Genomic DNA, 20,980 nt, shown 5'->3' with positions numbered 1-20,980 from the left:
ACGTTTGTTCTTAAAAAGTTCTTTACTTCTGGCGACTGAAATGAGAACAAAGGGTCAACAACGATCCCGAGGAGACGCCTGATGTTGGTTCGCATTAAAACAATCGTTACCCGGTCCCCCGGAACACTGGCCCTCGATGCAACGGGCGCTCTGGCGATCGTTCTGGCCTTTGCAGTGGTCCTGCAACTGCCTGGTATCCTTTGAGTTTCTGCCTGCGGTAATCGATATTGCGTGAGCAGTCCGCGCTTGCCCGGCGCCCGACTGTCAGAGGCCCCCCAGCCTCCCGCGCTCGTTCCCCATCGATCCGCCTCCTGTCCGCCGCCCGGCTGCCCGCTGGTGCGGCGGATTTTTTTGTTTTGTACGTTTTGTAGCAACCAGAAAAAGGCGTTTTTACAAATTGTACAGATCGGAGAACTTGGTTTCGAGGTAATCGAGCAGCGGCTCGGCGCTGGGTTTGGACCCGGTTGCGGCCTCGATCGTGTCCGATGGCAGGCGCAGGGCGCCATGTTGCTGCAACGCCTGCCGCAGCCAGTCGGTCGCGGGGGTCGCGTCGCCCTCCGCCAGCGCATCCTCCCATCCGGGCACGGCGGATTTCATCGCATCGAACAGGCACCCGGCGTACAGGTTGCCAAGCGCATAGGTCGGGAAATAGCCAAAGAGGCCGACCGACCAATGCACGTCCTGCAAGACGCCGTTCGACGGCTTGTCGACCGCGACGCCGAAATCCGACGCGAACCGGTCATTCCACGCCCCTGGCAGATCGGCCACTGACAGGTCGCCCGACACCAGCGCGCGTTCCAAATCGAAGCGCAGCATGACGTGAAGGTTGTATTGCACCTCGTCCGCCTCTGTCCGGATATAGCCTTGGGTCAGCCTGTTGACAGCGCGATAGAACGCGTCCGGCCCGTCGAGGCCAAAATCCCCGAACTGCGCGACCATCTGATCGTAGAGCCAGCCGGTGAACGCACGCGAGCGCCCAAGCTGGTTTTCGTAGATCCGGCTCTGGCTTTCATGCACGCCCATCGAGGCCCCGCGCCCGATGGCTGTCAGGCGGTACGCGGGATCGACGGCCTGTTCATACGTGGCGTGCCCGACCTCGTGAATCGTGGAGTAGAAACAGTTGAAGGGATCGGTCGGTGCAACCCGCGTCGTGATCCGCACATCCGCGCCGGAGCCGGAGCTGAACGGGTGCACGGCCAGATCGATGCGCCCCATGGACTGGTCATAACCGAACGCGGTGGCGAGCTTTTCCGACAGGGCCAATTGGCCCGCATCATCGAATGTACCGGACAGGGTCGGGGCAGGATCTGCGGCGAGGGCCGCGTCGCGCAGCGTAACAAGGCGGGGCCGCATTGCATCGAACATGGCCGCCATCCCGGCCGCCGTTGCGCCGGGTTCATAATCCTGCAAGAGCGCGTCGTAGAGCGTGCCGTCATCCTCGGCCAGCAGAGCGGCTTCTTCGCGTTTGAGCGCGATCACCTGATCCAGCGTCGGAGCGAAGGCTGCAAAGTCATCCGCCGCGCGCGCTTCGGCCCAGATGCCCTGCGCGCGGGAGGTCAGCGCCGCCAGGTCCGTCGCAAGACGGGCCGGGATGCGCGCGTTGCGGGCGTAGGACCGCGCGATTTCACGCAGTTGCGCCTCCTCCGCCTCGGTCTCTGTTTCGGCTGCGGCAAGCCAATCGCCGAGGCGCGGATCGGTACGGCGGGAATGAAGCACAGCCTCCAGCGCGGCCATCTCCTCGGCCCGTTGATCGGCAGCCCCTCGCGGCATCATGGTTTCCTGATCCCAGCCCAGCCGGCCCATGATCTGCCCCAGCGCCTCTGTTTCCCGCTGGAACGCCAGCAGATCGGTCAATGCGCTCATGCGGCGGCCCCCCGGATGGAGATGGACTTGGGATAGCGCGCCAGGAACCGGGCGCGCAGGATCAGCGCGATCAGCACGACCGCCCCGAACTGGTGCGCAATGGCCCAGTACCACGGGGCCGCATTCAGCACGGTGACGATTCCCAGAACGATCTGACCAAAGAGCATCACCGCCACCCAGTCATAGGCGCGTTTGGTCAGCACATTCGGGGACTTGCGCGCCACGACCCAGACCCCGATGGCGAGGAGGATCAGCACATAGCCGACAATACGGTGGATGAACTGCACCGTGCCCGGGTTTTCAAAGAGGTTCCGCCAGACAGGGTCCAGATCCCACATGTCAAGCGGCAGAAAGCCCCCGGCCATCAACGGCCAGTCGGTGAAGGTGCGGCCCGCATCAATCCCGGCGACCAGCGCGCCGATCAGGATCTGCACGAAGCTGAGATGCAGAAGGCCAGTGGTCATGCCGAAAAGTTTTTTCTCGCCGGACCGGCGGGCTTGCAGAAGATCAGCCTCTGTTCGGCCAAGGTGCAGGATATACCACGCGATCAGCGCCAGGATGAAGAACGCGAGGCCAAGGTGAACGGCGAGGCGGTACGAGGCGACATCGAGCATCGTTCCGGTCAGACCGGATGAGACCATCCACCAGCCGATTGCGCCCTGAAGGCCGCCGAGTGCCCCCAGCAATGCCAGCCGCCCGGTCCAGCCCGGCGGGATCTTGCGCGTCACGAGAAAGCCAAAGAACCCAAGCGCCCACACAAGACCGATGACGCGACCAAGCTGCCTGTGCCCCCATTCCCACCAGTAGATGAACTTGAACTCCGACAGGGTCATGCCCTTGTTCTGCAACTGGTATTCGGGGATCTGACGGTAAAGCTCGAACTCGGCTTGCCAGTCCGCCTCGGTCAGCGGCGGGATTGCCCCCGAGAGCGGCGCCCAGACCGTGATCGAGAGCCCCGAATCCGTGAGCCGGGTCAGTCCGCCCACCGCAATCATGATCACCACCAGCGCAAAGAGGATCATCAGCCAGACGCGCACCGCCCCGCGCGCGCCGGTGCGCTTGGCCCGGTCGATCACGCCGGGGGACGGCGTTGCGGTTTGGGGGGCATCGCTGCCCACCTCCTCGAAAATGCTGCGTTTCTTGCTCATGTGTCGGCTCAGTCGTTGTCGGTCTCTGGCGCAGAAGATGCGCTCGCGGATTTGCTTTGCCAGCGGGCGAACTGCCGCAGCATGCCGTGGAATGTCTGCACATCCGACAAGGTCAGCGGCAGGCGGCCCAGCATGTTGCGCAGGTTGGTTTTCATGTGCGGGATCTTGTCTGGCGGGTGGAAGAACCCGGCCTGTGTCAGCCGTTCTTCGAAGTGGTCGCCGAGCTTTTCGGTCTCAAGCCCGCTGGCGAAGCGGGTTTTGGCGAACTCGATGATCTCGGGCGGGGTGGTGTCGCCTTGCCGGCGCCATTCATAGGCAACCAGAAGCACGCATTGGGCAAGGTTGAGCGACGGAAAGTCGGGGTTCACCGGCACGGATATGATCGCATCTGCGGGGGCAATGTCGTCGTTTTCCAGTCCTGCGCGCTCTGGCCCGAACAGGACCGCGACCCGCTGGCCACTGTCGATCAGGGCGCGGGCCTGTGCCATCGCGCGTTCCGGGGTCAGCACCGGTTTTGTCAACTCACGCGGGCGGGCCGTGGTGGCATAGATGTAGTCCGCCTCGCGCAGGGCGGCCCGTGTGGTGTTGAAGATCCCCGCATTGTCGAGAATCCGGCCTGCGCCCGACGCAAGGGCCACGGCGCGTTCGTTCGGCCAGCCATCACGGGGGGCGGTGACACGCATCTGCGTCAGGCCGAAATTGAACATGGCGCGCGCGGCAGCACCGATGTTTTCGCCCATTTGCGGGCGGACAAGCACGAAGGCCGGCTGATCTGGGGGCGAGACGCTCATGCCCCGTCTGATACGCGGCGCGCGCAAGGGCCGCAAGCCGCCGCGCCCCCGCGTGGATCGGGCATTTTCATCGCCGCGGCAGGGGGGTATAGCAGGCGGGATAAGAACGGAGCCCCGAAAATGGCCGACACGTCCGAGACCGCCCCAGAGCAGCCACAGCTTTATCTGATCACGCCGCCGGAGTTCGACCTGCTGGATTTCCCGGGCCAGTTGGCACGTGTGCTGGACGCGCGCGCGATTGCCTGTGTACGGCTGGCGCTGGCCACGCGGGATGAGGACAGGATCGGGCGCGCGGCTGATGCCTGCCGCGAAGTGGCCCATGCCCGCGATGTGCCCCTGGTGATCGACAGCCATTGGATGATGGTGGAACGCCACGGGCTTGACGGGGTGCATCTGGGCGACGGCGCGCGCTCTGTCCGCAAGATCCGCGCCGAACTGGGAGCGGATGCGGTCGTGGGGGCGTTTTGCGGGGTGTCACGTCACGACGGCATGAGCGCCGGGGAGGCGGGCGCCGATTACATCGCCTTCGGGCCTGTAACCGAGGGGCTGACCGGCAGCGGCGAGGTGGTTTCGCTGGACACGTTTGCGTGGTGGTCCGAAGTGATCGAGGTGCCCGTGGTGGCCGAGGGGCGCCTGACCCCCGATATGGTTGCGGCCCTGGCCGACAAGACCGATTTTTTCGGCATCGGGGACGAGATTTGGACAGGCGATGATCCGGTTGCGGCACTGAACGCGCTAGTCGCCGTGCTCGACTAGGTCATCGGCGCCATCAACTCGACCTCGTCCCCGTCCTTCACGGATGTATAGAAGCACACACGGCGGTTGGTGTGGCAGGCCGCCCCGGTTTGACGTACGAGCGCCAGCAGGCAATCGCGGTCACAATCCACGCGCAGATCGACGAGCTCCTGTACATGGCCTGACGTTTCCCCCTTGATCCAGAAGGCCTGCCGCGAGCGGGACCAGTAGGTGACGCGCCCGGTCTCAAGCGTCTTGACCACGGCCTGCGCGTTCATCCACGCCATCATCAGCACCTCGCCCGTCTCTGCCTCCTGCGCGATGACGGGGATCAGACCTTGGTCGTTGAACCGAAGGGTTGCAGGATCAAACGCCATGTGGAACTCCTATGGACATGCGACAGCGCGGCCTATCTAAGGCAGGACCGGAGGAAACGCCATGTCTGACACGGACCTGATCAAACTCTATTCGCAGCGCATTCTGGCGCTGGCGGCAGAGATTCCGCATACTGAGCGTCTGGAGGCGCCCGACGCAACCGCCAAGAAACGCTCACCGTTGTGCGGATCGACCGTGACGGTGGATGTGAAGCTTGCCGACGGCAAGGTCGCGGAGTTCGGACAGGACGTCAAAGCCTGCGCCTTGGGGCAGGCGGCGGCTTCCGTGCTGGGGCAGGCGGTGATCGGGCGCACCCGCGCGGAGGTGGAAACCGCGCGCGACCAACTCAAGGCGATGCTCAAGACCGACGGACCTGTTCCCGACGCGCCGTTTGACGGGCTGGAAGTGCTGATCCCGGCCAAGGACTACAAGAACCGCCATGCCTCGATCCTGCTTGCCCTGGAGGCGACCGCCGCAGCGATGCAGGAGGCCGAATCGGCCAAATGCGCTTGAGCCTCATTCGGGTCTGAAGATATCCGGGGAGCGCGAGGCGCTGGCCTCTCGCTACGACCGTCGCACTGGCTCACCGCTCCGGAATAAGCCCCCGCGGGCTGAACCGCAGCACCAGCAGCAGCACGATCCCCATCACCAGGAACCGCATGTAGACTGCGTTGGCGATCAGGTGGTCCTTGAGGAAACTTCCATCCTCCAGCCCGGCCGTCAGAACGCCCATCAGCCATGTGCCCATCGGTTCCACCTGCACATACAGGAACCACACCAGCATCCCGCCCAGCACGGCACCCCAGTTGTTGCCCGACCCGCCGACGATCACCATCACCCAGATTAGGAACGTGTAGCGCAAGGGCTGGTACGCCCCGGGGTTCAGCAGTCCGTCCATCGTGGTCATCATCGCGCCGGCGAGGCCACAGACCGCGGAGCCGATGACGAAAATCTGCAGATGGCGGCGCTTGACGTCCTTGCCCATCGCCTCGGCAGCGGTTTCATTGTCACGGATCGCGCGCATCATGCGCCCCCAGGGCGAACTCAGCGCCTTTTGCGCGAGCCACATCAGGATCAGAAGAACGGTCAGGAACAGCCCGGCATAGGCCAGCTTCACTGTCAGAGTGCTGAGCCCGACCGGATCAACACCCCAGGCTTCGGCGCGCGCCAGAAAACCGGGGTCTTCCTGCAACTCGATCTCGTAGGGAACGGGCCATGGACGCGGCAGGCCATTGACGTTCTTTACGCCGCGCGTCAGCCAATCCTCGTTGCGGATGACCGCAAGGATGATTTCGGAGATCCCGAGCGTGGCGATGGCGAGGTAGTCCGAACGCAGGCCGAGTGCCGTCTTGCCCACGATCCACGCGGCCCCGGCGGCGAACAGCGCGCCCACCGGCCACGCGATCAGGATCGGCAGGCCGAGCCCGCCAAGGTAGCCTTCGCCTGCGGGGTTTACAGCCTCGATCGCGTCGCGTGCGGGGCCGAACAGGGCGCGGAAGATCACCGCGCCGACGATGAGAATGGCCAGAACCGCCAAGGCGCGATACTTCGCACCCGCCAGCCTGCGCCAAGCAAAGATGGCGCCGATGATGGTCGCGATCCCGACGGTCAGCGCAAACAGCATCTGCAAGCCGCCCTGCGCCCACGCCTCGTTCACCGGTGGCATGGACACGAGAACAGCCGCAACGCCACCCAGAGCCACAAAGCCCATGATTCCGACGTTGAACAGGCCCGCGTAGCCCCATTGCATGTTTACACCCAGCGCCATGATCGCGGCGATCAGGCCGAAATTCAGCAAGCCAAGCGCGGAATCCCAGCTTTGCAGCACACCCGTCAGGGCGATCAGCCCGGCCATGCAGGCAAAGAGAAGCGGTGTCCGGACAGCGTTGTTCATACCGCTTTCCCCCTGAAGATGCCTGTCGGTCGGATCAGCAGAACGATGATCAGAATGACGAAACTGACGGCGAATTTGTATTCCGTGCCCAGAAGCTGGACGAGGCCCTCGGGCGCCAGTGCCTCGGGCAGGATGTAGGTTGCGACCTTTTTCCAGGCGTAGGTAACGGCGACCTCGGAAAACGCGATGATGAACCCGCCTGCAATGGCCCCGAGCGGACTGCCGAGGCCCCCGACGATGGCGGCGGCAAAGATCGGCAGCAGAAGCTGGAAGTAGGTGAACGGGCGGTAGGATTTGTCGAGCCCGTAAAGCGTGCCTGCCGTGACGGCGAGGGCGGCGACAATGATCCAGGTGACCATCACCACGCGTTCGGGGTTGATGCCCGACAGCAGCGCCAGATCCTCGTTGTCAGAGAACGCGCGCATGGATTTGCCGGTGCGGGTCTTGTTGAGGAACCAGAAGAGGATCGCAACGACAATGACAGCGGTGACGATGGTGATCCCTTGGGACGTGCGGAACGCCAGCCCCTCTGACAGGCCGGTCATGTCGCGAAACTCGCGGGCGGAGATGATGAACCGCTCGCCATCAGAGAACCGTTGATTGTCCGGGCCGATGATGAACCGCGTCAGCGCGTTGTAGACGAACATCACCCCCAGAGAGGCGATCACGTAAATCACCGGGGCGGCCTTCTGTTTTCGGTAGAATTTGTAGACCGCGCGGTCGGTGCCGATGAGGAGCACGGCCGTCAGCATGATGCCGAAGGGCAAGGCCAGCAGCGCGGTGGGCAGGGGGCCGAACCCGATCCCGGCGGCCTGAAACCCCCAGGTGATCAGGATCACGAACATGGTCCCCAGCGCCATCGTATCGCCATGGGCGAAGTTCGAGAAGCGCAGGATACCGTAGATCAGCGTCACCCCGAGCGCACCAAGCGCCAGCTGGCTGCCATAGGCGGTCGCAGGGATGATGACGAAGTTCAGAAGGGCAATAAGGGCGTTGAGGAAGTCCATTAGTCGGCCCTTTCGCACTTGCCGAAAGCCGTTATGGCAATCCCGATATCCATGTTGTTATGGACCGTCAGAATAAGGTTTCCGGTTGGCATCAAGGTAAGCATCTCCTGCCTCCCGGTTTTCTCGTCGAATGACTGAGCAAAAATGGCGTTGTTCTCCAGCTCGACAAAGCGATCAAACTTGGCGCTCCTGTGCCCAAAGTCCGCCGTGAGGACGTTATTTTCACCGCCGGAGATACGAACTGGAGGGGAGGATTCACGTCCATGGTCGCTGCAAGGTTCTGTATGGCCACATACGAGTTCGATATTGCAAACGAGAGTGGGCTTCGCTGAAGCTGCGCTGGCAAAACCAGAATGCAAAGAGCGGCTGTCACGTAGCGCACTAGTCAGCCCCCCAAGAACGATTTGCGGACTTCGGGGTCGGCCAGAAGGGCTTTGCCGGTGTCGGTGTAGCGGTTGGCGCCTTGCACAAGGACATAGCCTTTGTCCGCGATCTCAAGGGCTTGGCGGGCGTTTTGTTCCACCATGAGGATGGAGATGCCGGTGCGGGCGACCTCGATTATACGGTCGAAAAGCTCGTCCATCACGATGGGGCTGACCCCGGCTGTGGGCTCGTCCAGCATCAGGACCTGCGGCTGGGTCATGAGCGCGCGGCCCACGGCGACCTGCTGGCGCTGGCCGCCCGACAGCTCTCCGGCGGCCTGACGGCGTTTGTCGTGCAGGATCGGGAACAATTCATAGACCTGATCCATCGTTTCGGAGATGTCGTCGCGCCGGATAAAGGCCCCCATTTCGAGGTTCTCCTGCACCGTCATGGACGTGAAGATATTGTTGGTCTGCGGCACGAAGCCCATGCCCTTGGCCACCCGCGCTTGCGGGCTGAGCGCGGTGATATCCTCGCCCCCCAGCCGGACAGTGCCGGTATGGATGTTCAACATCCCGAACACCGCCTTCATCGCGGTGGATTTGCCCGCGCCGTTGGGGCCGACAATCACGGCAATCTCGCCCCGATCGACCGAAATCGTGCAGTCGTGCAGGATATCCGCGCCCCCATAGCCGCCGGTCATGCCATCGCCGATCAGGAACGGTTCTCCGGGAATGGCCAGGCGGTGGTCGCCTTCGGACGCGACCGCCGCGAACGTGCCGCCGGGGCGGGGATTGGTGATCGAGGCGTCCTTGTTGCCCCGGTCGGAATAATCGCTCATCGCGTCCCTCTTTTTCTTGTTTTTGGGGCTCTGATCATGTTGGCAGGCAGGTTCCAAGGTGTTGCTTGGGGATCAGATCCCGCCCGGTGACAATGTCGCCGTGCGCGGCCGCGCCGAACGCGGAGTGTTCCAGCACCGGCAGGACCGGGCAAAGCGCCCTCAAGACGCGCCCTCCAGCTTCTCCTTGTTCTTCAGCCCCGTGCCCAGATACGCCTCGATCACCTGTTCGTTGGCCTTGATGTCGGCCATCGTGCCCTCGGCGAGCTTTCTGCCCTCGGCCATGACGATCACGGGGTCGCAGAGCTTGCCGATGAAATCCATGTCATGTTCGATGACGCAGAACGTGTAGCCGCGCTCCTTGTTCAGCCGGAGGATCGCGTCGGCGATCGTCATCAGCAGCGTGCGGTTCACGCCCGCACCGACCTCGTCGAGGAACACGACCTTGGCGTCAACCATCATTGTACGGCCAAGCTCAAGCAACTTCTTCTGCCCGCCCGACAAGTTGCCCGCAAGCTCATCCTTGAGGTGATCTATCGTCAGGAATTCAAGCACTTCGTCGGCTTTCTTCAGAAGCGCCGCTTCTTCTTGCGCGATGCGTCCACGCCCGAACCAGGTGTTCCAGAGCGTCTCTCCCGATTGGCCGCCGGGGACCATCATCAGGTTCTCACGGACCGTCATCGTGGAAAACTCATGCGCGATCTGAAACGTGCGCAGCAAGCCCTTGGCGAACAGATCATGCGGTTCCAGCCCGGTGATGTCCTCATCATCCATGAAGACCTTGCCGGAGGTCGGTTTAAGATTGCCGGCGATCACATTGAAAAGCGTTGTTTTTCCCGCGCCATTCGGCCCGACGAGCCCGGTGATCGAGCCGGTCTCGATCGTTAGCGTCGCGCCATCCACGGCGCGAAAGCCGCCGAAATGCTTGTGGAGATTTTCGACCCTGATCATATCGTTCCTCGCAAAACAGCCCCGGGCGCTGCCGGGGCTGCTTGATGTCGCACAGGTTCGGCTCAGCGCATCTGCACTGTCTTGAACGCTCCGCCTTCGACCACAACCTGACGATACGTGCCGCCGGATTCGCCGGGGCCGATCAGTTCGACGCCCGTGGCTCCGGTATAGTCGATGTCACCGCCGCTCTTGAGGATTTCAAGCGCCTTGGCCAGATCGCCCGGGCCAATCGGCTCCCCCGGAGCGTTGGCCACTTCGAGGATCTTGGGCAGGTAATCGGCAGGCGCCGATGAGCCCGCAGCCTGCATCGCAAGCAGCATCACGGCTGCCGCGTCGAAGCTTTCGCCTGCATAGGCGGAGGTCGGGTCAAACGCGTCGCCCACCATGTCGGCAAAGACACCTGCACCGTCGCCAGCCGGGGCCGGAATCTGACCGAACGCGCCATCGAGATCAGAGCCGAACGCGTCTGTCAGCGTGTCGGAGATCATGCCGTCCGGCAGAATGAACTGTTCGAAGGACCCAGCATCCAGCGCGGCCTGAATAATGCCTGCGCCGCCGCCATCTGCGTATCCGGCCACGACCAGCGCCTCACCGCCTGCGGCGTCGAGAGAGCCGACCTCGGAGGCGTAGTCGCCCTTGGCCTCATCATGCGGGATGCTGGTGGTAATCTCGCCACCGGCGGCCTCGAACGCGGCGGCGAAGCTGTCGGCCAGGCCCTTGCCGTAATCGTTGTTCGTGTAGGTCAGCGCAACGGAGTTGATGCCCTGTTCCATGATGATCTGGGTCATGACTTCGCCCTGGCGCGCGTCCGAGGGAGCCATGCGGAAGAACAGGCCGTTATCCTCGATCGTCGAGAGCGCGGGCGAGGTGGCGGAAGGCGAAATCTGGACCATGCCGTTGGGAACGGACACATTCGACACGATTGCGCCGGTCGCCCCGGAGCACATGGCACCGATCAGGCCATTGATGCCTTCGGCCGTGATCAGGCGTTCCGCAGTCGCAGTGGCCGCGCCCGCATCAACGCAGGTGCTGTCACCGGAAACGGAAGTGATGGTCGCCCCGTCAAGGAACAAACCGCTTTCGTTGATCTTCTCGATCGCGAATTTCGCGCCCGCTTCCATCGGCGGCGCGAGGCTGTCGAGCGGGCCGGAGAAGCCGAGGGCGATGCCCAGTTTCACTTCATTTGCGCCTGCAGCCGAGGCGACGGCCAGAACAGCAACGGAAGCCAGTAACAGCTTTTTCATTCATTTAACTCCCTAAGTGGATCTAACGTCCTGCGCAGACGCTAGTTCGCCGTGTGCAGAAAGAAAAGGGGGCGTGCGTGGGTGCCCCTGCGTTATCGGACGCCATGCGGGCGCTCTGCGCGCCGCTTTGCTCACGTCCGCGTGGTCTGTGCTGGGTTTGGACGGGGGGACACCTACATCTGCACCATGCAAATCCGGAGGCAGCCAATGACCCGTCCCACAGTTTTAAGCCTGATTGCAGCCGCTGTTCTGACAAGTGCGCCTGCGTCGGCGGAAACCCTGCAAACCTCTGCCGGCCCGGTGGAGGTCGACCAGGTCGTCAGCGGACTGAACGAGCCGTGGGGATTTGGTTTTTTGCCCGGCGGTGGCCTGCTGATTACCGAGCGGGGCGGGCGGCTGCTGCATGTGGCGGACGGCACCTCAACACCGGTGCGCGGCGTGCCGGAGGTCGAGACTGGCGGGCAGGGTGGCTTGCTGGACGTGATGATCCCGCGCGACTTCGCCGGGAGCCGCGAGGTGTTTCTGAGTTTTTCGATCCCACAGGGGCGTGGTGCGGGCACCGGGCTGGCCGTGGGGCGTTTGAGCACCGACGGCACCGCGCTGGAAGGAACGCGGATCCTGTTCCAGTCCGAACCCGGCAGTCGGGGCGGGCGGCATTTCGGCTCTCGCATCGTCGAAGGCGTGGATGGCAAGATCTATCTGACCATCGGTGACCGGGGCGACGATGACAGTGCGCAGGATCTGGGCAATGAAAACGGCACCGTGGTGCGGCTGAACCGCGATGGGACGGTCCCCGCGGACAATCCGTTCGTGGGGCAGGCGGGCGCGCAGTCCGAAATCTGGTCCTATGGGCACCGCAATGCGCAAGGCGCCGCCCTTGATCTGGACGGCAACCTATGGGTGGTCGAGCATGGCGCGCGCGGCGGGGATGAAGTGAACCGCGTGGAACCGGGCGCGAACTACGGCTGGCCGGTGATCGCCTACGGGCGGCAGTATTCCGGCCTGCGTATCGGCGAGGGCACGGAAAAGCCGGGGATGGAACAGCCCGCGCATTATTGGGATCCGTCGATGGCGCCGTCGGGGATGATGATCTATTCCGGCGCGCTCTGGCCCGAATGGCGGGGCGACATGTTCATCGGCAGCCTGAAGTTTGGCTACCTGTCGCGGCTGGATGGCAGCAGCTTTACCGAGGAAGAGATCGAAGGCGACGCCACTGCCAGAACCCGCGACGTGCGCGAGGGCCCGAACGGCGCGATCTGGTTTCTGAGCGTCGGTAACGGCGCGCTGTATCGGATGACGCCCGAGGCGCGAGGTTAGACGCTCAACCGCGTCACGTGGCTGCCGCGTTCGCGGTAGGGGGTGATCTGGTATTGCGCGCGGTAGCATTTGGAGAAATGCGACGGCGAGGTGAAGCCGCAGGCCAGCGCGACGTTGATGATGCTCATATCCGTCTGCATCAGCAGGTTGCGCGCCTTTTGCAGGCGCAGTTCCATGTAGTACCGCTTGGGGCTGCGGTTTAGGTAGCGGCGGAAGAGGCGTTCAAGCTGCCGCGTGCTCATCCCGATATCCATGGCCAGGATCGAGGGGCTGATCGGCTCCTCCAGGTTCGCTTCCATCGTCTGGATGACCTGTGCAAGCTTGGGGTGACGGACCCCGATGCGTGTGGGTACTGACAGACGCTGCGTGTCCTGATCGGTACGGATGGTGGTGTAGATCAGCTGGTCGGCCACGGCGTTCGCCAGCTCCTCCCCGTGGTCGTTGGCGATGATCGCCAGCATCAGGTCGATGGAGGAGGTGCCGCCCGCCGTGGTATAGCGATTGCCGTCCATCACGAAGACCGATTTGGTCAGATCGACCTCGTCGAACGCCTCAAGGAAACTGTCCTGGTTTTCCCAATGGATCGTGGCCCGCTTGCCGTCGAGCAACCCGGCCTGCGCCATCGTGTAGCTTGCGGTACACAAACCCGCCGTCACGATCCCGCGCCGCGCCTCCCGCCGGAGCCAGTTCAGCAGGGGCTTGGTCGTCGCCTCGGCGATGTTGAGGCCGCCGCAGAGCATCAGCGTGTCGTCGCGGGTCAGCTCGGTCAACCCCATGTCCAGCTTGTAGCCCACCCCGGCGGAGCAGTAGGCGATCTCGCCACCTTCGCCCGCCAGCGCCCAGGAATAAAGCTCCTGTCCAGACATGCGATTGGCGATGCGCAGCGCCTCGACCGCGGACGAGAAGCACAGCATCGTGAAATTGTGCATCAGCGCAAAGACGAACCTGCGGGGTTTGTGCCCCGGGATCGGGTCGAGCGCGATGATCTGTACGTCGTCCATTGTGTCTTTCGGCGCGGTGTATGAGCGCGGGATGTCACCCGTGCCGGGCAGCTTCCCCTATCGTGCGCGATTGCGCAATCGTAGATCGCACCTCCGACGTAAAGCGCATTGGCAAGCCGCGCCGGGTCGCGTAGAAGGCCGATGTTTACGCTACCACAACGCTTGGAGAACCCCCATGACGCGGCCTTGGAGCAAATCTGACTGGCGCACGAAGCCCCGGATCCAGATGCCTGACTATACCGACGCAGCGGCCCTTGCCGCAGCAGAGGCGCAGCTTCAGCAGTATCCGCCGCTGGTTTTCGCAGGCGAGGCCCGGTCACTGAAGGCCAAGCTTGCCGATGTCTCGCGCGGCGAGGCGTTTCTGCTTCAGGGGGGCGACTGTGCCGAGAGCTTTGGCGAGTTCAGCGCCGACCTGATCCGCGACACCTTCAAGGTGATGCTGCAGATGGCGGTTGTGCTGACCTATGGCGCGAAGATGCCGGTGGTGAAAGTGGGCCGCATGGCAGGCCAGTTTGCCAAACCCCGCAGCGCCCCGACAGAGGTCAAGGACGGGCAGGAATTGCCCAGCTACCGCGGGGACATCATCAACGATCTGGATTTCACACCGGAAAGTCGCATCCCGAACCCGCAGAAGATGTTGCAGGCCTACACCCAGTCGGCGGCGACGCTGAACCTGCTGCGCGCGTTTTCCAAGGGCGGCTATGCGGATATCCACCAGGTTCACGCCTGGACGCTCGGTTTTGCCGATCGCGACGGGTCGGAGCGGTACCGGGAGATGGCGTCGCGGATTTCGGACGCGCTCGACTTCATGCGGGCGGCCGGTCTGAGTTCGGAAATTGACAGCAAGCTGAGCACGGTGGACTTCTTCACCAGCCATGAGGCGTTGCTGCTGGAGTATGAAGAGGCGCTGTGCCGTCTCGACACCACGTCGGGCAAGTGGCTGGCGGGCTCCGGTCACATGATCTGGATCGGCGACCGTACGCGGCAACCTGACGGCGCGCATGTGAATTTCTGTGCCGGAGTACAGAACCCGATTGGTCTGAAATGCGGCCCCTCGATCAGCGACGACGATCTGAAGGTGTTGATCGACAAGCTGAACCCCGAGAACGAGGCAGGGCGCCTGACCCTGATCGCGCGGTTCGGGGCCGGCAAGGTTGGTGACCACCTTCCGCGGCTGGTGCGCGTGGTCCAGGAGATGGGCGCAAACGTGGTGTGGTCCTGCGACCCGATGCACGGCAATACGATCAAGTCGGCGAGTGGTTACAAGACGCGCCCGTTCGAGTCGGTCCTGCGCGAGGTGCAGGAGTTCTTTGCCGTTCACGCAGCCGAGGGCAGCCACCCGGGTGGCGTGCATTTCGAGATGACAGGCAAGGACGTGACCGAGTGCACTGGCGGTGTCCGGGCGGTGACGGATGAAGACCTGTCGAGCCGCTACCACACCGCATGCGATCCGCGCCTGAACGCAAGTCAGGCGCTGGAACTGGCGTTTCTTGTCTCCGAAGAGATCGAAAGCTACCGCGCCACCGACGCCGCGAAAACGGCAACCGGGTCGTAGGCGGCGCTTACTTCACGATACGCAGGAACGGCGCTTTCCCGGACGGGCGGGTTTGCGCCGTTTCTGTATCCGCCCCTGTCAGAGCAGGCTGGCCAACGGGCTGCGCGTAGGTCTTGGCGACATCGGCAAAGCCGACCGGCTTCGCCGCGCCGGTGCCTGAAAGACCCTCGGTCCGGGACACCTTGGGCGAGGGCAGGCGCGCGGGCGCAAAGCTGACATTATCGCGGTTGATCTCAATATCGGTTTCGCGCGCTGCATCGATATGGAACCGGTAAGGCGGGTTCGGGAACGCGCCCCGGCCCACGAGACACCCGAGCGCCCGGGTCACCATGCCCTGATCGTCCAGCAGCGGCAGGATCATCATCTCGGCGTGGACGACCTGACGGTCCCGGTCAGCCCGGGCAGAAAGTTCCAGTTCGAGCGCGCGGGGGGTGGTGAACATCTTGTCCATCAGACCCATCAGCTTGTTTCGGTCCGGATGCTGGAACAGCGCCGACAACGGCATGCCGCGCACCTCCATCCCCATGAGGTCGGTCAGGTGTCCGCCCGCCACGCGCAGTCGCGCCACACCGGGTGCAAGACGTTCCAGAACGAAGGCGTAGGGCAGCGCCCCCTCGATCCGGCGCGGGTCGATATCGCCGCGCGCCGGCAGGCCGCCGTCAGGCCGCAACCCCTGCCAATAGTCGAGCATATCCACCATGACCTTGCTGCGCAGCGTCGCCTTGCGCTTGTCCAGAGACACGATTGCCTCGTCCCTGTTGGCCCCGTTGCGATCCATACCGTTCATCACTCAGCTTCCCTTGCACCATGCCCCGCACCAACGGGAGCCTTCGAGTTCACGCTGCGGTCAAACGATGTTAACGCTTGGGGCGTGAATTCCTTACTTGGACGTTAACATGCCAGACTTAGTGAAAATTGCATTGGGAAATATTACCAATGGTTAACCTCTCCCTGCACTCGATGACCGGCTATGCAACCCGAACAGGGGGGACCGAAACCTGGGGCTGGACATGGGAACTTCGATCTGTAAATGCCCGTGGTCTCGACATAAAATTGCGTGTTCCAGATTGGGTGACGGGGCTGGAACCGGCGGCGCGAAAGACACTTTCCGCAGATCTTGAACGCGGAAATGTGACCGGCGGGTTACGGCTCGCGCGGGCCGGAGAAGCAGCTGGCGTGGTTAACGAAGTCGCCCTCGAAGCGCTGTTGCGAACAGTAGGCCATGTTACAAACGCAGCCCTGGCGGAGGGGATGACCCTGGCGCCTCCGTCGGCGCTGGACCTGATGGCGGTGAAGGGCATCAACGATGGCGATCAGGCGAGCGTGTCAGAGATCACGGAGCTGCGCGAGGCGCTCCTGGTCGATCTGGCCTTAACGCTGGAGGCGTTCATCGAAAGCCGCGCAGAAGAGGGCGCGGCTCTGGGTACGATCCTGAACGATCAGATCACTCGGATCGCGGCCCTGACGGACACGGCGATGAGGCAGGCGGACGCACGGGCTGAAACGGGGGCAGCGCGGTTGAAAACGCAAGTCGCGACACTGCTGGAGGCCGCCGGGCAGGACGCGCCCGACCCGCAGCGCATCGCACAGGAACTGGCGGTGCTGGCGGTCAAGGGCGATGTCACCGAAGAGATCGACCGCCTGCGCGCCCATGTGGCCGCTGCCCGCGACCTGCTGGCCAAGGGCGGGCCGGTCGGGCGTCGTCTGGATTTCCTGTGCCAGGAGTTCAACCGGGAGGCCAACACGCTGTGTTCGAAATCGCAGGACACCGACCTGACGGCCACGGGGATGGAGATCAAGGTCGTGATCGATCAGATGCGCGAGCAGGTGCAGAACCTCGAGTAATGCCCCCTTGCCTGAAGGGCTGACGGTTGCCCTTTGGCGCGCCAGCGCCTAAGCCTGTCGCGCAGCGAGGAGGACGCGACACGTGACCGAGACCACAACGCCCCGGCGCGGGCTTCTGATCATCCTGTCATCACCCTCGGGGGCGGGAAAATCGACGCTGGCCCGGCGGTTGATGGACTGGGATGAGAGCCTGTCTTTCTCGGTATCGGCCACCACGCGCGCGCCCCGTCCGGGTGAGGAGGACGGCGTGCATTATCACTTCATCAGCGCCCCTGCTTTCAAGCAGCTTGTCAGCGAGAACGGGATGCTGGAGCACGCCCACGTGTTCGGGAATTTCTACGGCAGCCCGTTGGCCCCGGTGAAAGACGCCATCGAAAGTGGGCGGGACGTGCTGTTCGACATTGACTGGCAGGGCGCCCAGCAGATCCGCAACTCGGATTTGGGTAAGCACACGCTGTCGGTCTTCATCCTGCCGCCATCGATTGCCGAATTGAAACGGCGGCTGGTGTCGCGCGGCCAGGATACGGAAGAAACGATTGGCAAGCGGATGCTGAAAAGCTGGGACGAGATCAGTCATTGGGACGGGTATGACTACGTGCTTGTGAACACCGATCTGGATGCGACCGAAGCGCAACTGAAGACCATCGTGAGCGCCGAGCGGATGCGCCGCGCGCAACAACCGGGCCTTCAGGCGCATGTGCGCAAACTTCAGATGGAATTCGAGGAGGGACAGGAATGATCTACGCACTGGACGGCATTGCGCCGGAGTTTCCCGAAAGCGGCGATTACTGGGTGGCGCCTGACGCCAACCTGATCGGTCGGATCGTTTTGGAAGACGCGGCCTCTGTCTGGTTCGGCAGCACACTGCGCGGCGACAACGAGGAAATACGTGTCGGTGCGGGCAGCAACATTCAGGAAAACTGTGTTCTGCATACCGATATGGGCTATCCGCTGCGCATCGGGGCCAATTGCACGATTGGGCACAAGGCGATGCTGCATGGCTGTTTGATCGGCGACGGGTCCCTGATCGGGATGGGGGCGACGATCCTGAACGGAGCGAAGATCGGCAAGGGGTGCTTGATCGGTGCCGGAGCGCTGGTGACGGAAGGCAAGGAGATCCCCGATGGCAGCCTTGTAATTGGCACACCGGGCAAGGTGGTGCGCACGCTGGATGCCGCCGCCCGAGAGGGATTGCTCAAATCCGCAGCGGGCTACCAGGCGAACATGCGCCGGTTCCGCGCCGGGCTTGCGCAAGTCTAGATCAATGGGCGGCGGCGGCTTTGCTGGGAACGTTGAGCGTCAGTGTCACGCCAGGGGCAACGGCCCGCAACTCGCTTTCGACCAGCTTGGGGCGCGGCAGGGGGCCCGCCATGACTATCAATTCGCCGGTGAAGCCGGCACACCAAAGCGCTTCGGCGACCTCGACGGCATCAAAGGTCGCCGAAACGAGGGGCGTGAGAACAACCTCCGGACGCCGCGTATCGAGAAAATCCGGATCGATTTGCGTTACACAAATCGCATCATCAGCGGCGTTCGCGCACGCATCGACGACAAGAAGCTTGTGTCTGTTGTCCGCATTGTCTTGGCGGAGTCTTTGCGCAAAATCTGCCACGGCGTGGCCTTCGAGAGGACGCATTCTGTATACTATCCCTTGCCGCGTTGGATCTATCGCCCATTGGCAGCGTGTGAGTGGTCGCACCTTTGATGTTTTCGTATGCCAATTTCAAATTGTCCACCCGTTAAGAACGAAAAAGCGAAATTGATACTCAATTTAAACGTGTCCCAGATGGGGTCGGCATTGAAAGCGCTGTGAATGTTGTTTGAAGGACTTGATGAAATAGTTGCGGCCTTGCCCATCCCGAGTTTCGTGGTGGATGTGTCGGCACGGATCAAACTCGCCAACGCGCCCGCGCGGACGCTGTTCGGTGATGACTTCATAGATCGCAATTATATCACGCGGTTGCGCCAGCCTGCGCTTGTCTCGGCCATCGAAACCTGCGCCCGCGACGGCACCCGCGTGGTGACGAAATACACGCTTTCGGGACAGGGAACGGATCGGATTTACGAGGCGACCGTATCGCGATTGGAACTTGGGCGGGCGGTTCTGGTGTGCCTTGAGGACAAGACGCCCATGCACGAGGCCGGGATGATGCGGCGCGACTTCGTTGCCAATGTCAGCCATGAATTGCGCACCCCCCTGACCGCCTTGCTCGGATTCATCGACACGTTGCGGGGACCAGCGCGAAATGATTCGGTCGCGATCGAGCGATTTTTGGGGATGATGGCGCGCGAGGCACAACGCATGAACCGGCTTGTCGGCGACCTCCTGTCGCTGAGCCGGGTAGAATTTTCCGAGCGGCAAGTGCCCCATGCGCGCGTGCGCCTGTCGGAGGTGCTTGCGGCCGCGCGCAGCTCCATCGCCGAACAGCCTGACCGCGACCGGATCGTGTTCGACCCGCCCACGTTTCCCGAGGCGGACGTGACCGGGGACGCAGACCAACTGCGCCAGGTCTTCAACAACCTTCTGGAGAACGCACTGAAGTACGGGCGCGCCGGCAGCAAAGTCACGGTGAGTCTGTCAGAAGGTGACAGCGACATCTATCTGCGCTGCCCGTTTTATCAGGTGTCGGTGCAAGACGAGGGCGAGGGAATCGCTCAGCACCACATCCCGCGCCTGACCGAGCGATTTTATCGGGTCGATGATCACCGGTCGCGCGAGCTTGGCGGCACGGGACTGGGTCTGGCCATTGTCAAACACATCATTCACCGCCATCGCGGTCGTCTGGATGTCACAAGCACAAAGGGCGTCGGATCGCGGTTTTCAGTTATTTTACGCAAACTCTGAACCGGCATTCCCGGGGCCGATTCAAGCTGACGCAAGGTCAGCAGATGGCGTCACAAAACAGTTACAAAAACGTAGCAAAAGCATCGCACGGTCCAACTAGGAAGCCGTGGAGCGCTGAAAACAGCGCCGTTTAACGAACACTCAGGAGAGACCTCTTATGTCTTTTGCAAAGCTCGCTGCATCCGCGGCCGCTATCGCCGTTGTGTCCGCGACCGCCGCGTCGGCGCGTGACCAGGTTCAGGTTGCTGGATCTTCGACCGTTCTGCCTTATGCCGCCATCGTGGCCGAAGCGTTTGGCGAAAACTTTGAATTCCCGACACCCGTCGTTGAATCCGGTGGGTCCTCCGCAGGCCTGAAGCGTTTCTGCGAAGGTGTTGGCGAGAACACGATCGACATCGCGAACGCATCACGCAAGATCCGTGACCGCGAGATCGCAGCCTGCGCCGAAGCCGGCGTGACCGACATCGTTGAAGTGCGCATCGGCTATGATGGCATCGTGTTCGCATCCGACATCAACGGCCCGTCCTTCGAGTTCACTCCCGAGGACTGGTACAAGGCGCTGGCAGCCGAGCACTTCATCGACGGTGCGCTCGTGGCGAACACTTTCGAGACATGGGACCAGGTAAACCCTGCCTTCCCCGCACAGGAAATCCAGGCGTTCGTTCCCGGCACCAAGCACGGCACACGCGAAGTCTTCGAAGAGAAGGTGATCCTGCAGGGGTGTGAAGACGGTGGGTTCTTCCAGGCGATGCTGGACACCGGCGTTGACGAGGACACCGCAGAAGAGAAGTGCATGGCGCTGCGCACCGATGGCCGCTCCGTCGACATCGATGGCGACTATACCGAGACACTGGCCCGCATCGACGCCGACGCTGACGGCATCGGCGTGTTCGGTCTGGCGTTCTACGAGAACAACACCGACAAGTTGCAGGTCGCAACCATGAACGGTGTGGTTCCGACGACCGAAGCGATCTCCACCGGGGAATACCCCGTATCGCGTCCGCTCTACTTCTACATCAAGAAGGCGCATATCGGCGTGATCCCGGGTCTTCAGGAATACGCTGAGTTCTTCGTGTCCGACGAAATCGCTGGCCCCGATGGCCCGCTGGCCGCCTATGGCCTCGTGTCCGACCCGGCGCTGGCCGACACGCAGTCCAAGGTGTCTTCCGGCGAAGCGATGTAATCGCAGACGACCTTACGGGAAAGGG

23 protein-coding genes are annotated in these 20,980 nt (G+C 62.8%); 10 read left to right on the top strand and 13 right to left on the bottom strand.

Translation table 11 applies throughout. The annotated features are described in order from the left end of the window. The first annotated feature begins 81 nt into the window (after nucleotides 1-81). Nucleotides 82-204, top strand: coding sequence for a hypothetical protein (locus tag ACP15N_RS00930; RefSeq protein WP_425090340.1), 123 nt, complete (start codon nucleotides 82-84; stop codon nucleotides 202-204). A 186-nt stretch (nucleotides 205-390) separates the two neighbouring features. Here the strand turns inward: ACP15N_RS00930 and ACP15N_RS00925 are convergent, their stop codons facing one another. From ACP15N_RS00925 to ACP15N_RS00915, 3 genes are read right to left on the bottom strand one after another with little or no spacing between them, the layout of a single operon-like run. Further along, a complete protein-coding gene (locus tag ACP15N_RS00925; RefSeq protein WP_425090339.1) occupies nucleotides 391-1,863 on the bottom strand; it encodes a carboxypeptidase M32 in 1,473 nt (490 codons plus the stop codon). Continuing rightward, entirely contained in the window at nucleotides 1,860-3,011 is a 1,152-nt protein-coding gene (ctaA, locus tag ACP15N_RS00920; RefSeq protein WP_425090338.1) for a heme A synthase, read from the bottom strand. The genes ACP15N_RS00925 and ctaA overlap by 4 nt, the downstream gene beginning before the upstream one ends. A gap of 8 nt (nucleotides 3,012-3,019) precedes the next feature. Then, nucleotides 3,020-3,802 carry an RNA methyltransferase gene (locus ACP15N_RS00915; protein WP_425090337.1) on the bottom strand — a complete coding sequence of 261 codons (783 nt, stop codon included), beginning with the start codon at nucleotides 3,800-3,802 and terminating at the stop codon, nucleotides 3,020-3,022. Nucleotides 3,803-3,922: 120 nt separating this feature from the next. Between ACP15N_RS00915 and ACP15N_RS00910 the strand changes: the two genes are divergently transcribed. Continuing rightward, nucleotides 3,923-4,558 carry a thiamine phosphate synthase gene (locus ACP15N_RS00910; protein ID WP_425090336.1) on the top strand — a complete coding sequence of 212 codons (636 nt, stop codon included), beginning with the start codon at nucleotides 3,923-3,925 and terminating at the stop codon, nucleotides 4,556-4,558. Here the strand turns inward: ACP15N_RS00910 and hisI are convergent. Continuing rightward, nucleotides 4,555-4,914 (bottom strand): phosphoribosyl-AMP cyclohydrolase, encoded by a 360-nt coding sequence (gene hisI / locus ACP15N_RS00905; RefSeq protein WP_425090335.1) that lies wholly within the window; start codon nucleotides 4,912-4,914, stop codon nucleotides 4,555-4,557. The genes ACP15N_RS00910 and hisI overlap by 4 nt on opposite strands. A gap of 61 nt (nucleotides 4,915-4,975) precedes the next feature. On the opposite strand from hisI, the gene ACP15N_RS00900 reads away from it, so the two are divergent. After that, the gene (locus ACP15N_RS00900) at nucleotides 4,976-5,425 is read left to right on the top strand and encodes an iron-sulfur cluster assembly scaffold protein (protein WP_425090334.1); all 450 of its coding nucleotides are present in this window, start codon (nucleotides 4,976-4,978) and stop codon (nucleotides 5,423-5,425) included. Between the two features lie 70 nt (nucleotides 5,426-5,495). Here the strand turns inward: ACP15N_RS00900 and ACP15N_RS00895 are convergent, their stop codons facing one another. The 6 genes from ACP15N_RS00895 to ACP15N_RS00870 all read right to left on the bottom strand — a co-directional run bounded on the left by ACP15N_RS00895 (nucleotide 5,496) and on the right by ACP15N_RS00870 (nucleotide 11,209). After that, complete coding sequence (locus ACP15N_RS00895) at nucleotides 5,496-6,806, bottom strand: branched-chain amino acid ABC transporter permease (RefSeq protein WP_425090333.1); 1,311 nt, start codon at nucleotides 6,804-6,806, stop codon at nucleotides 5,496-5,498. After that, nucleotides 6,803-7,813 carry a branched-chain amino acid ABC transporter permease gene (locus tag ACP15N_RS00890; RefSeq protein WP_425090332.1) on the bottom strand — a complete coding sequence of 337 codons (1,011 nt, stop codon included), beginning with the start codon at nucleotides 7,811-7,813 and terminating at the stop codon, nucleotides 6,803-6,805. Before ACP15N_RS00890 ends, ACP15N_RS00895 begins: the two co-directional genes overlap by 4 nt. A gap of 385 nt (nucleotides 7,814-8,198) precedes the next feature. Continuing rightward, a complete protein-coding gene (locus tag ACP15N_RS00885; RefSeq protein WP_425090331.1) occupies nucleotides 8,199-9,017 on the bottom strand; it encodes an ABC transporter ATP-binding protein in 819 nt (272 codons plus the stop codon). Nucleotides 9,018-9,051: 34 nt separating this feature from the next. Next, nucleotides 9,052-9,180, bottom strand: coding sequence for a hypothetical protein (locus ACP15N_RS00880; protein ID WP_425090330.1), 129 nt, complete (start codon nucleotides 9,178-9,180; stop codon nucleotides 9,052-9,054). Continuing rightward, a complete protein-coding gene (locus ACP15N_RS00875; RefSeq protein WP_425090329.1) occupies nucleotides 9,177-9,965 on the bottom strand; it encodes an ABC transporter ATP-binding protein in 789 nt (262 codons plus the stop codon). Before ACP15N_RS00875 ends, ACP15N_RS00880 begins: the two co-directional genes overlap by 4 nt. A gap of 62 nt (nucleotides 9,966-10,027) precedes the next feature. Further along, nucleotides 10,028-11,209 (bottom strand): ABC transporter substrate-binding protein, encoded by a 1,182-nt coding sequence (locus tag ACP15N_RS00870; RefSeq protein WP_425090328.1) that lies wholly within the window; start codon nucleotides 11,207-11,209, stop codon nucleotides 10,028-10,030. 207 nt (nucleotides 11,210-11,416) lie between these two features. Between ACP15N_RS00870 and ACP15N_RS00865 the strand changes: the two genes are divergently transcribed. Next, a complete protein-coding gene (locus ACP15N_RS00865) occupies nucleotides 11,417-12,526 on the top strand; it encodes a PQQ-dependent sugar dehydrogenase (protein WP_425090327.1) in 1,110 nt (369 codons plus the stop codon). Here the strand turns inward: ACP15N_RS00865 and ACP15N_RS00860 are convergent. Continuing rightward, nucleotides 12,523-13,527 (bottom strand): GlxA family transcriptional regulator, encoded by a 1,005-nt coding sequence (locus tag ACP15N_RS00860; RefSeq protein WP_425090326.1) that lies wholly within the window; start codon nucleotides 13,525-13,527, stop codon nucleotides 12,523-12,525. The two genes, ACP15N_RS00865 and ACP15N_RS00860, sit on opposite strands and share 4 nt — an antisense overlap. A 175-nt stretch (nucleotides 13,528-13,702) precedes the next feature. Between ACP15N_RS00860 and ACP15N_RS00855 the strand changes: the two genes are divergently transcribed. Continuing rightward, the gene (locus ACP15N_RS00855; RefSeq protein WP_425090325.1) at nucleotides 13,703-15,082 is read left to right on the top strand and encodes a class II 3-deoxy-7-phosphoheptulonate synthase; all 1,380 of its coding nucleotides are present in this window, start codon (nucleotides 13,703-13,705) and stop codon (nucleotides 15,080-15,082) included. Nucleotides 15,083-15,089: 7 nt separating this feature from the next. Here ACP15N_RS00855 and ACP15N_RS00850 read toward each other — a convergent pair whose 3' ends face one another. Next, complete coding sequence (locus ACP15N_RS00850; protein WP_425090324.1) at nucleotides 15,090-15,869, bottom strand: PAS domain-containing protein; 780 nt, start codon at nucleotides 15,867-15,869, stop codon at nucleotides 15,090-15,092. 149 nt (nucleotides 15,870-16,018) lie between these two features. On the opposite strand from ACP15N_RS00850, the gene ACP15N_RS00845 reads away from it, so the two are divergent. From ACP15N_RS00845 to ACP15N_RS00835, 3 genes are all read left to right on the top strand, one after another. Next, nucleotides 16,019-16,927 carry a YicC/YloC family endoribonuclease gene (locus ACP15N_RS00845; RefSeq protein WP_425090323.1) on the top strand — a complete coding sequence of 303 codons (909 nt, stop codon included), beginning with the start codon at nucleotides 16,019-16,021 and terminating at the stop codon, nucleotides 16,925-16,927. 82 nt (nucleotides 16,928-17,009) lie between these two features. After that, on the top strand, nucleotides 17,010-17,666 hold the full coding sequence (gene gmk / locus ACP15N_RS00840; protein ID WP_425090322.1) for a guanylate kinase: 657 nt from the start codon (nucleotides 17,010-17,012) through the stop codon (nucleotides 17,664-17,666). Next, nucleotides 17,663-18,187 carry a gamma carbonic anhydrase family protein gene (locus tag ACP15N_RS00835; protein WP_425090321.1) on the top strand — a complete coding sequence of 175 codons (525 nt, stop codon included), beginning with the start codon at nucleotides 17,663-17,665 and terminating at the stop codon, nucleotides 18,185-18,187. Before gmk ends, ACP15N_RS00835 begins: the two co-directional genes overlap by 4 nt. Before the next feature lies 1 nt (nucleotide 18,188). On the opposite strand, the gene ACP15N_RS00830 is transcribed toward ACP15N_RS00835, so the two are convergent. Continuing rightward, nucleotides 18,189-18,563: a hypothetical protein gene (locus ACP15N_RS00830; RefSeq protein ID WP_425090320.1), complete on the bottom strand. Its 375-nt coding sequence runs from the start codon at nucleotides 18,561-18,563 to the stop codon at nucleotides 18,189-18,191. Nucleotides 18,564-18,740: 177 nt separating this feature from the next. Here ACP15N_RS00830 and ACP15N_RS00825 point away from each other — a divergent pair, with 177 nt between their 5' ends. Continuing rightward, complete coding sequence (locus ACP15N_RS00825) at nucleotides 18,741-19,772, top strand: ATP-binding protein (protein ID WP_425090319.1); 1,032 nt, start codon at nucleotides 18,741-18,743, stop codon at nucleotides 19,770-19,772. Between the two features lie 157 nt (nucleotides 19,773-19,929). After that, the gene (locus ACP15N_RS00820; RefSeq protein WP_425090318.1) at nucleotides 19,930-20,955 is read left to right on the top strand and encodes a substrate-binding domain-containing protein; all 1,026 of its coding nucleotides are present in this window, start codon (nucleotides 19,930-19,932) and stop codon (nucleotides 20,953-20,955) included. Nucleotides 20,956-20,980 lie beyond the last annotated feature (25 nt).

The organism is Tropicimonas sp. S265A (assembly GCF_049800835.1).
Taxonomy (GTDB): domain Bacteria; phylum Pseudomonadota; class Alphaproteobacteria; order Rhodobacterales; family Rhodobacteraceae; genus Dinoroseobacter.
Note: the sequence above shows the minus strand (reverse complement) of the source record. Positions and strands in the feature narration are given on the sequence as shown.

Bases quoted from the DNA above. Each gene is read 5' to 3' on its own strand.
- ACP15N_RS00930 (WP_425090340.1), top strand. From the start codon at position 82: ATGTTGGTTCGCATTAAAACAATCGTTACCCGGTCCCCCGGAACACTG.
- ACP15N_RS00925 (WP_425090339.1), bottom strand. From the start codon at position 1,863: ATGAGCGCATTGACCGATCTGCTGGCGTTCCAGCGGGAAACAGAGGCG.
- ctaA (WP_425090338.1), bottom strand. From the start codon at position 3,011: ATGAGCAAGAAACGCAGCATTTTCGAGGAGGTGGGCAGCGATGCCCCC.
- ACP15N_RS00915 (WP_425090337.1), bottom strand. From the start codon at position 3,802: ATGAGCGTCTCGCCCCCAGATCAGCCGGCCTTCGTGCTTGTCCGCCCG.
- ACP15N_RS00910 (WP_425090336.1), top strand. From the start codon at position 3,923: ATGGCCGACACGTCCGAGACCGCCCCAGAGCAGCCACAGCTTTATCTG.
- hisI (WP_425090335.1), bottom strand. From the start codon at position 4,914: ATGGCGTTTGATCCTGCAACCCTTCGGTTCAACGACCAAGGTCTGATC.
- ACP15N_RS00900 (WP_425090334.1), top strand. From the start codon at position 4,976: ATGTCTGACACGGACCTGATCAAACTCTATTCGCAGCGCATTCTGGCG.
- ACP15N_RS00895 (WP_425090333.1), bottom strand. From the start codon at position 6,806: ATGAACAACGCTGTCCGGACACCGCTTCTCTTTGCCTGCATGGCCGGG.
- ACP15N_RS00890 (WP_425090332.1), bottom strand. From the start codon at position 7,813: ATGGACTTCCTCAACGCCCTTATTGCCCTTCTGAACTTCGTCATCATC.
- ACP15N_RS00885 (WP_425090331.1), bottom strand. From the start codon at position 9,017: ATGAGCGATTATTCCGACCGGGGCAACAAGGACGCCTCGATCACCAAT.
- ACP15N_RS00875 (WP_425090329.1), bottom strand. From the start codon at position 9,965: ATGATCAGGGTCGAAAATCTCCACAAGCATTTCGGCGGCTTTCGCGCC.
- ACP15N_RS00870 (WP_425090328.1), bottom strand. From the start codon at position 11,209: ATGAAAAAGCTGTTACTGGCTTCCGTTGCTGTTCTGGCCGTCGCCTCG.
- ACP15N_RS00865 (WP_425090327.1), top strand. From the start codon at position 11,417: ATGACCCGTCCCACAGTTTTAAGCCTGATTGCAGCCGCTGTTCTGACA.
- ACP15N_RS00860 (WP_425090326.1), bottom strand. From the start codon at position 13,527: ATGGACGACGTACAGATCATCGCGCTCGACCCGATCCCGGGGCACAAA.
- ACP15N_RS00855 (WP_425090325.1), top strand. From the start codon at position 13,703: ATGACGCGGCCTTGGAGCAAATCTGACTGGCGCACGAAGCCCCGGATC.
- ACP15N_RS00850 (WP_425090324.1), bottom strand. From the start codon at position 15,869: ATGAACGGTATGGATCGCAACGGGGCCAACAGGGACGAGGCAATCGTG.
- ACP15N_RS00845 (WP_425090323.1), top strand. From the start codon at position 16,019: ATGGTTAACCTCTCCCTGCACTCGATGACCGGCTATGCAACCCGAACA.
- ACP15N_RS00835 (WP_425090321.1), top strand. From the start codon at position 17,663: ATGATCTACGCACTGGACGGCATTGCGCCGGAGTTTCCCGAAAGCGGC.
- ACP15N_RS00830 (WP_425090320.1), bottom strand. From the start codon at position 18,563: ATGCGTCCTCTCGAAGGCCACGCCGTGGCAGATTTTGCGCAAAGACTC.
- ACP15N_RS00825 (WP_425090319.1), top strand. From the start codon at position 18,741: ATGTTGTTTGAAGGACTTGATGAAATAGTTGCGGCCTTGCCCATCCCG.
- ACP15N_RS00820 (WP_425090318.1), top strand. From the start codon at position 19,930: ATGTCTTTTGCAAAGCTCGCTGCATCCGCGGCCGCTATCGCCGTTGTG.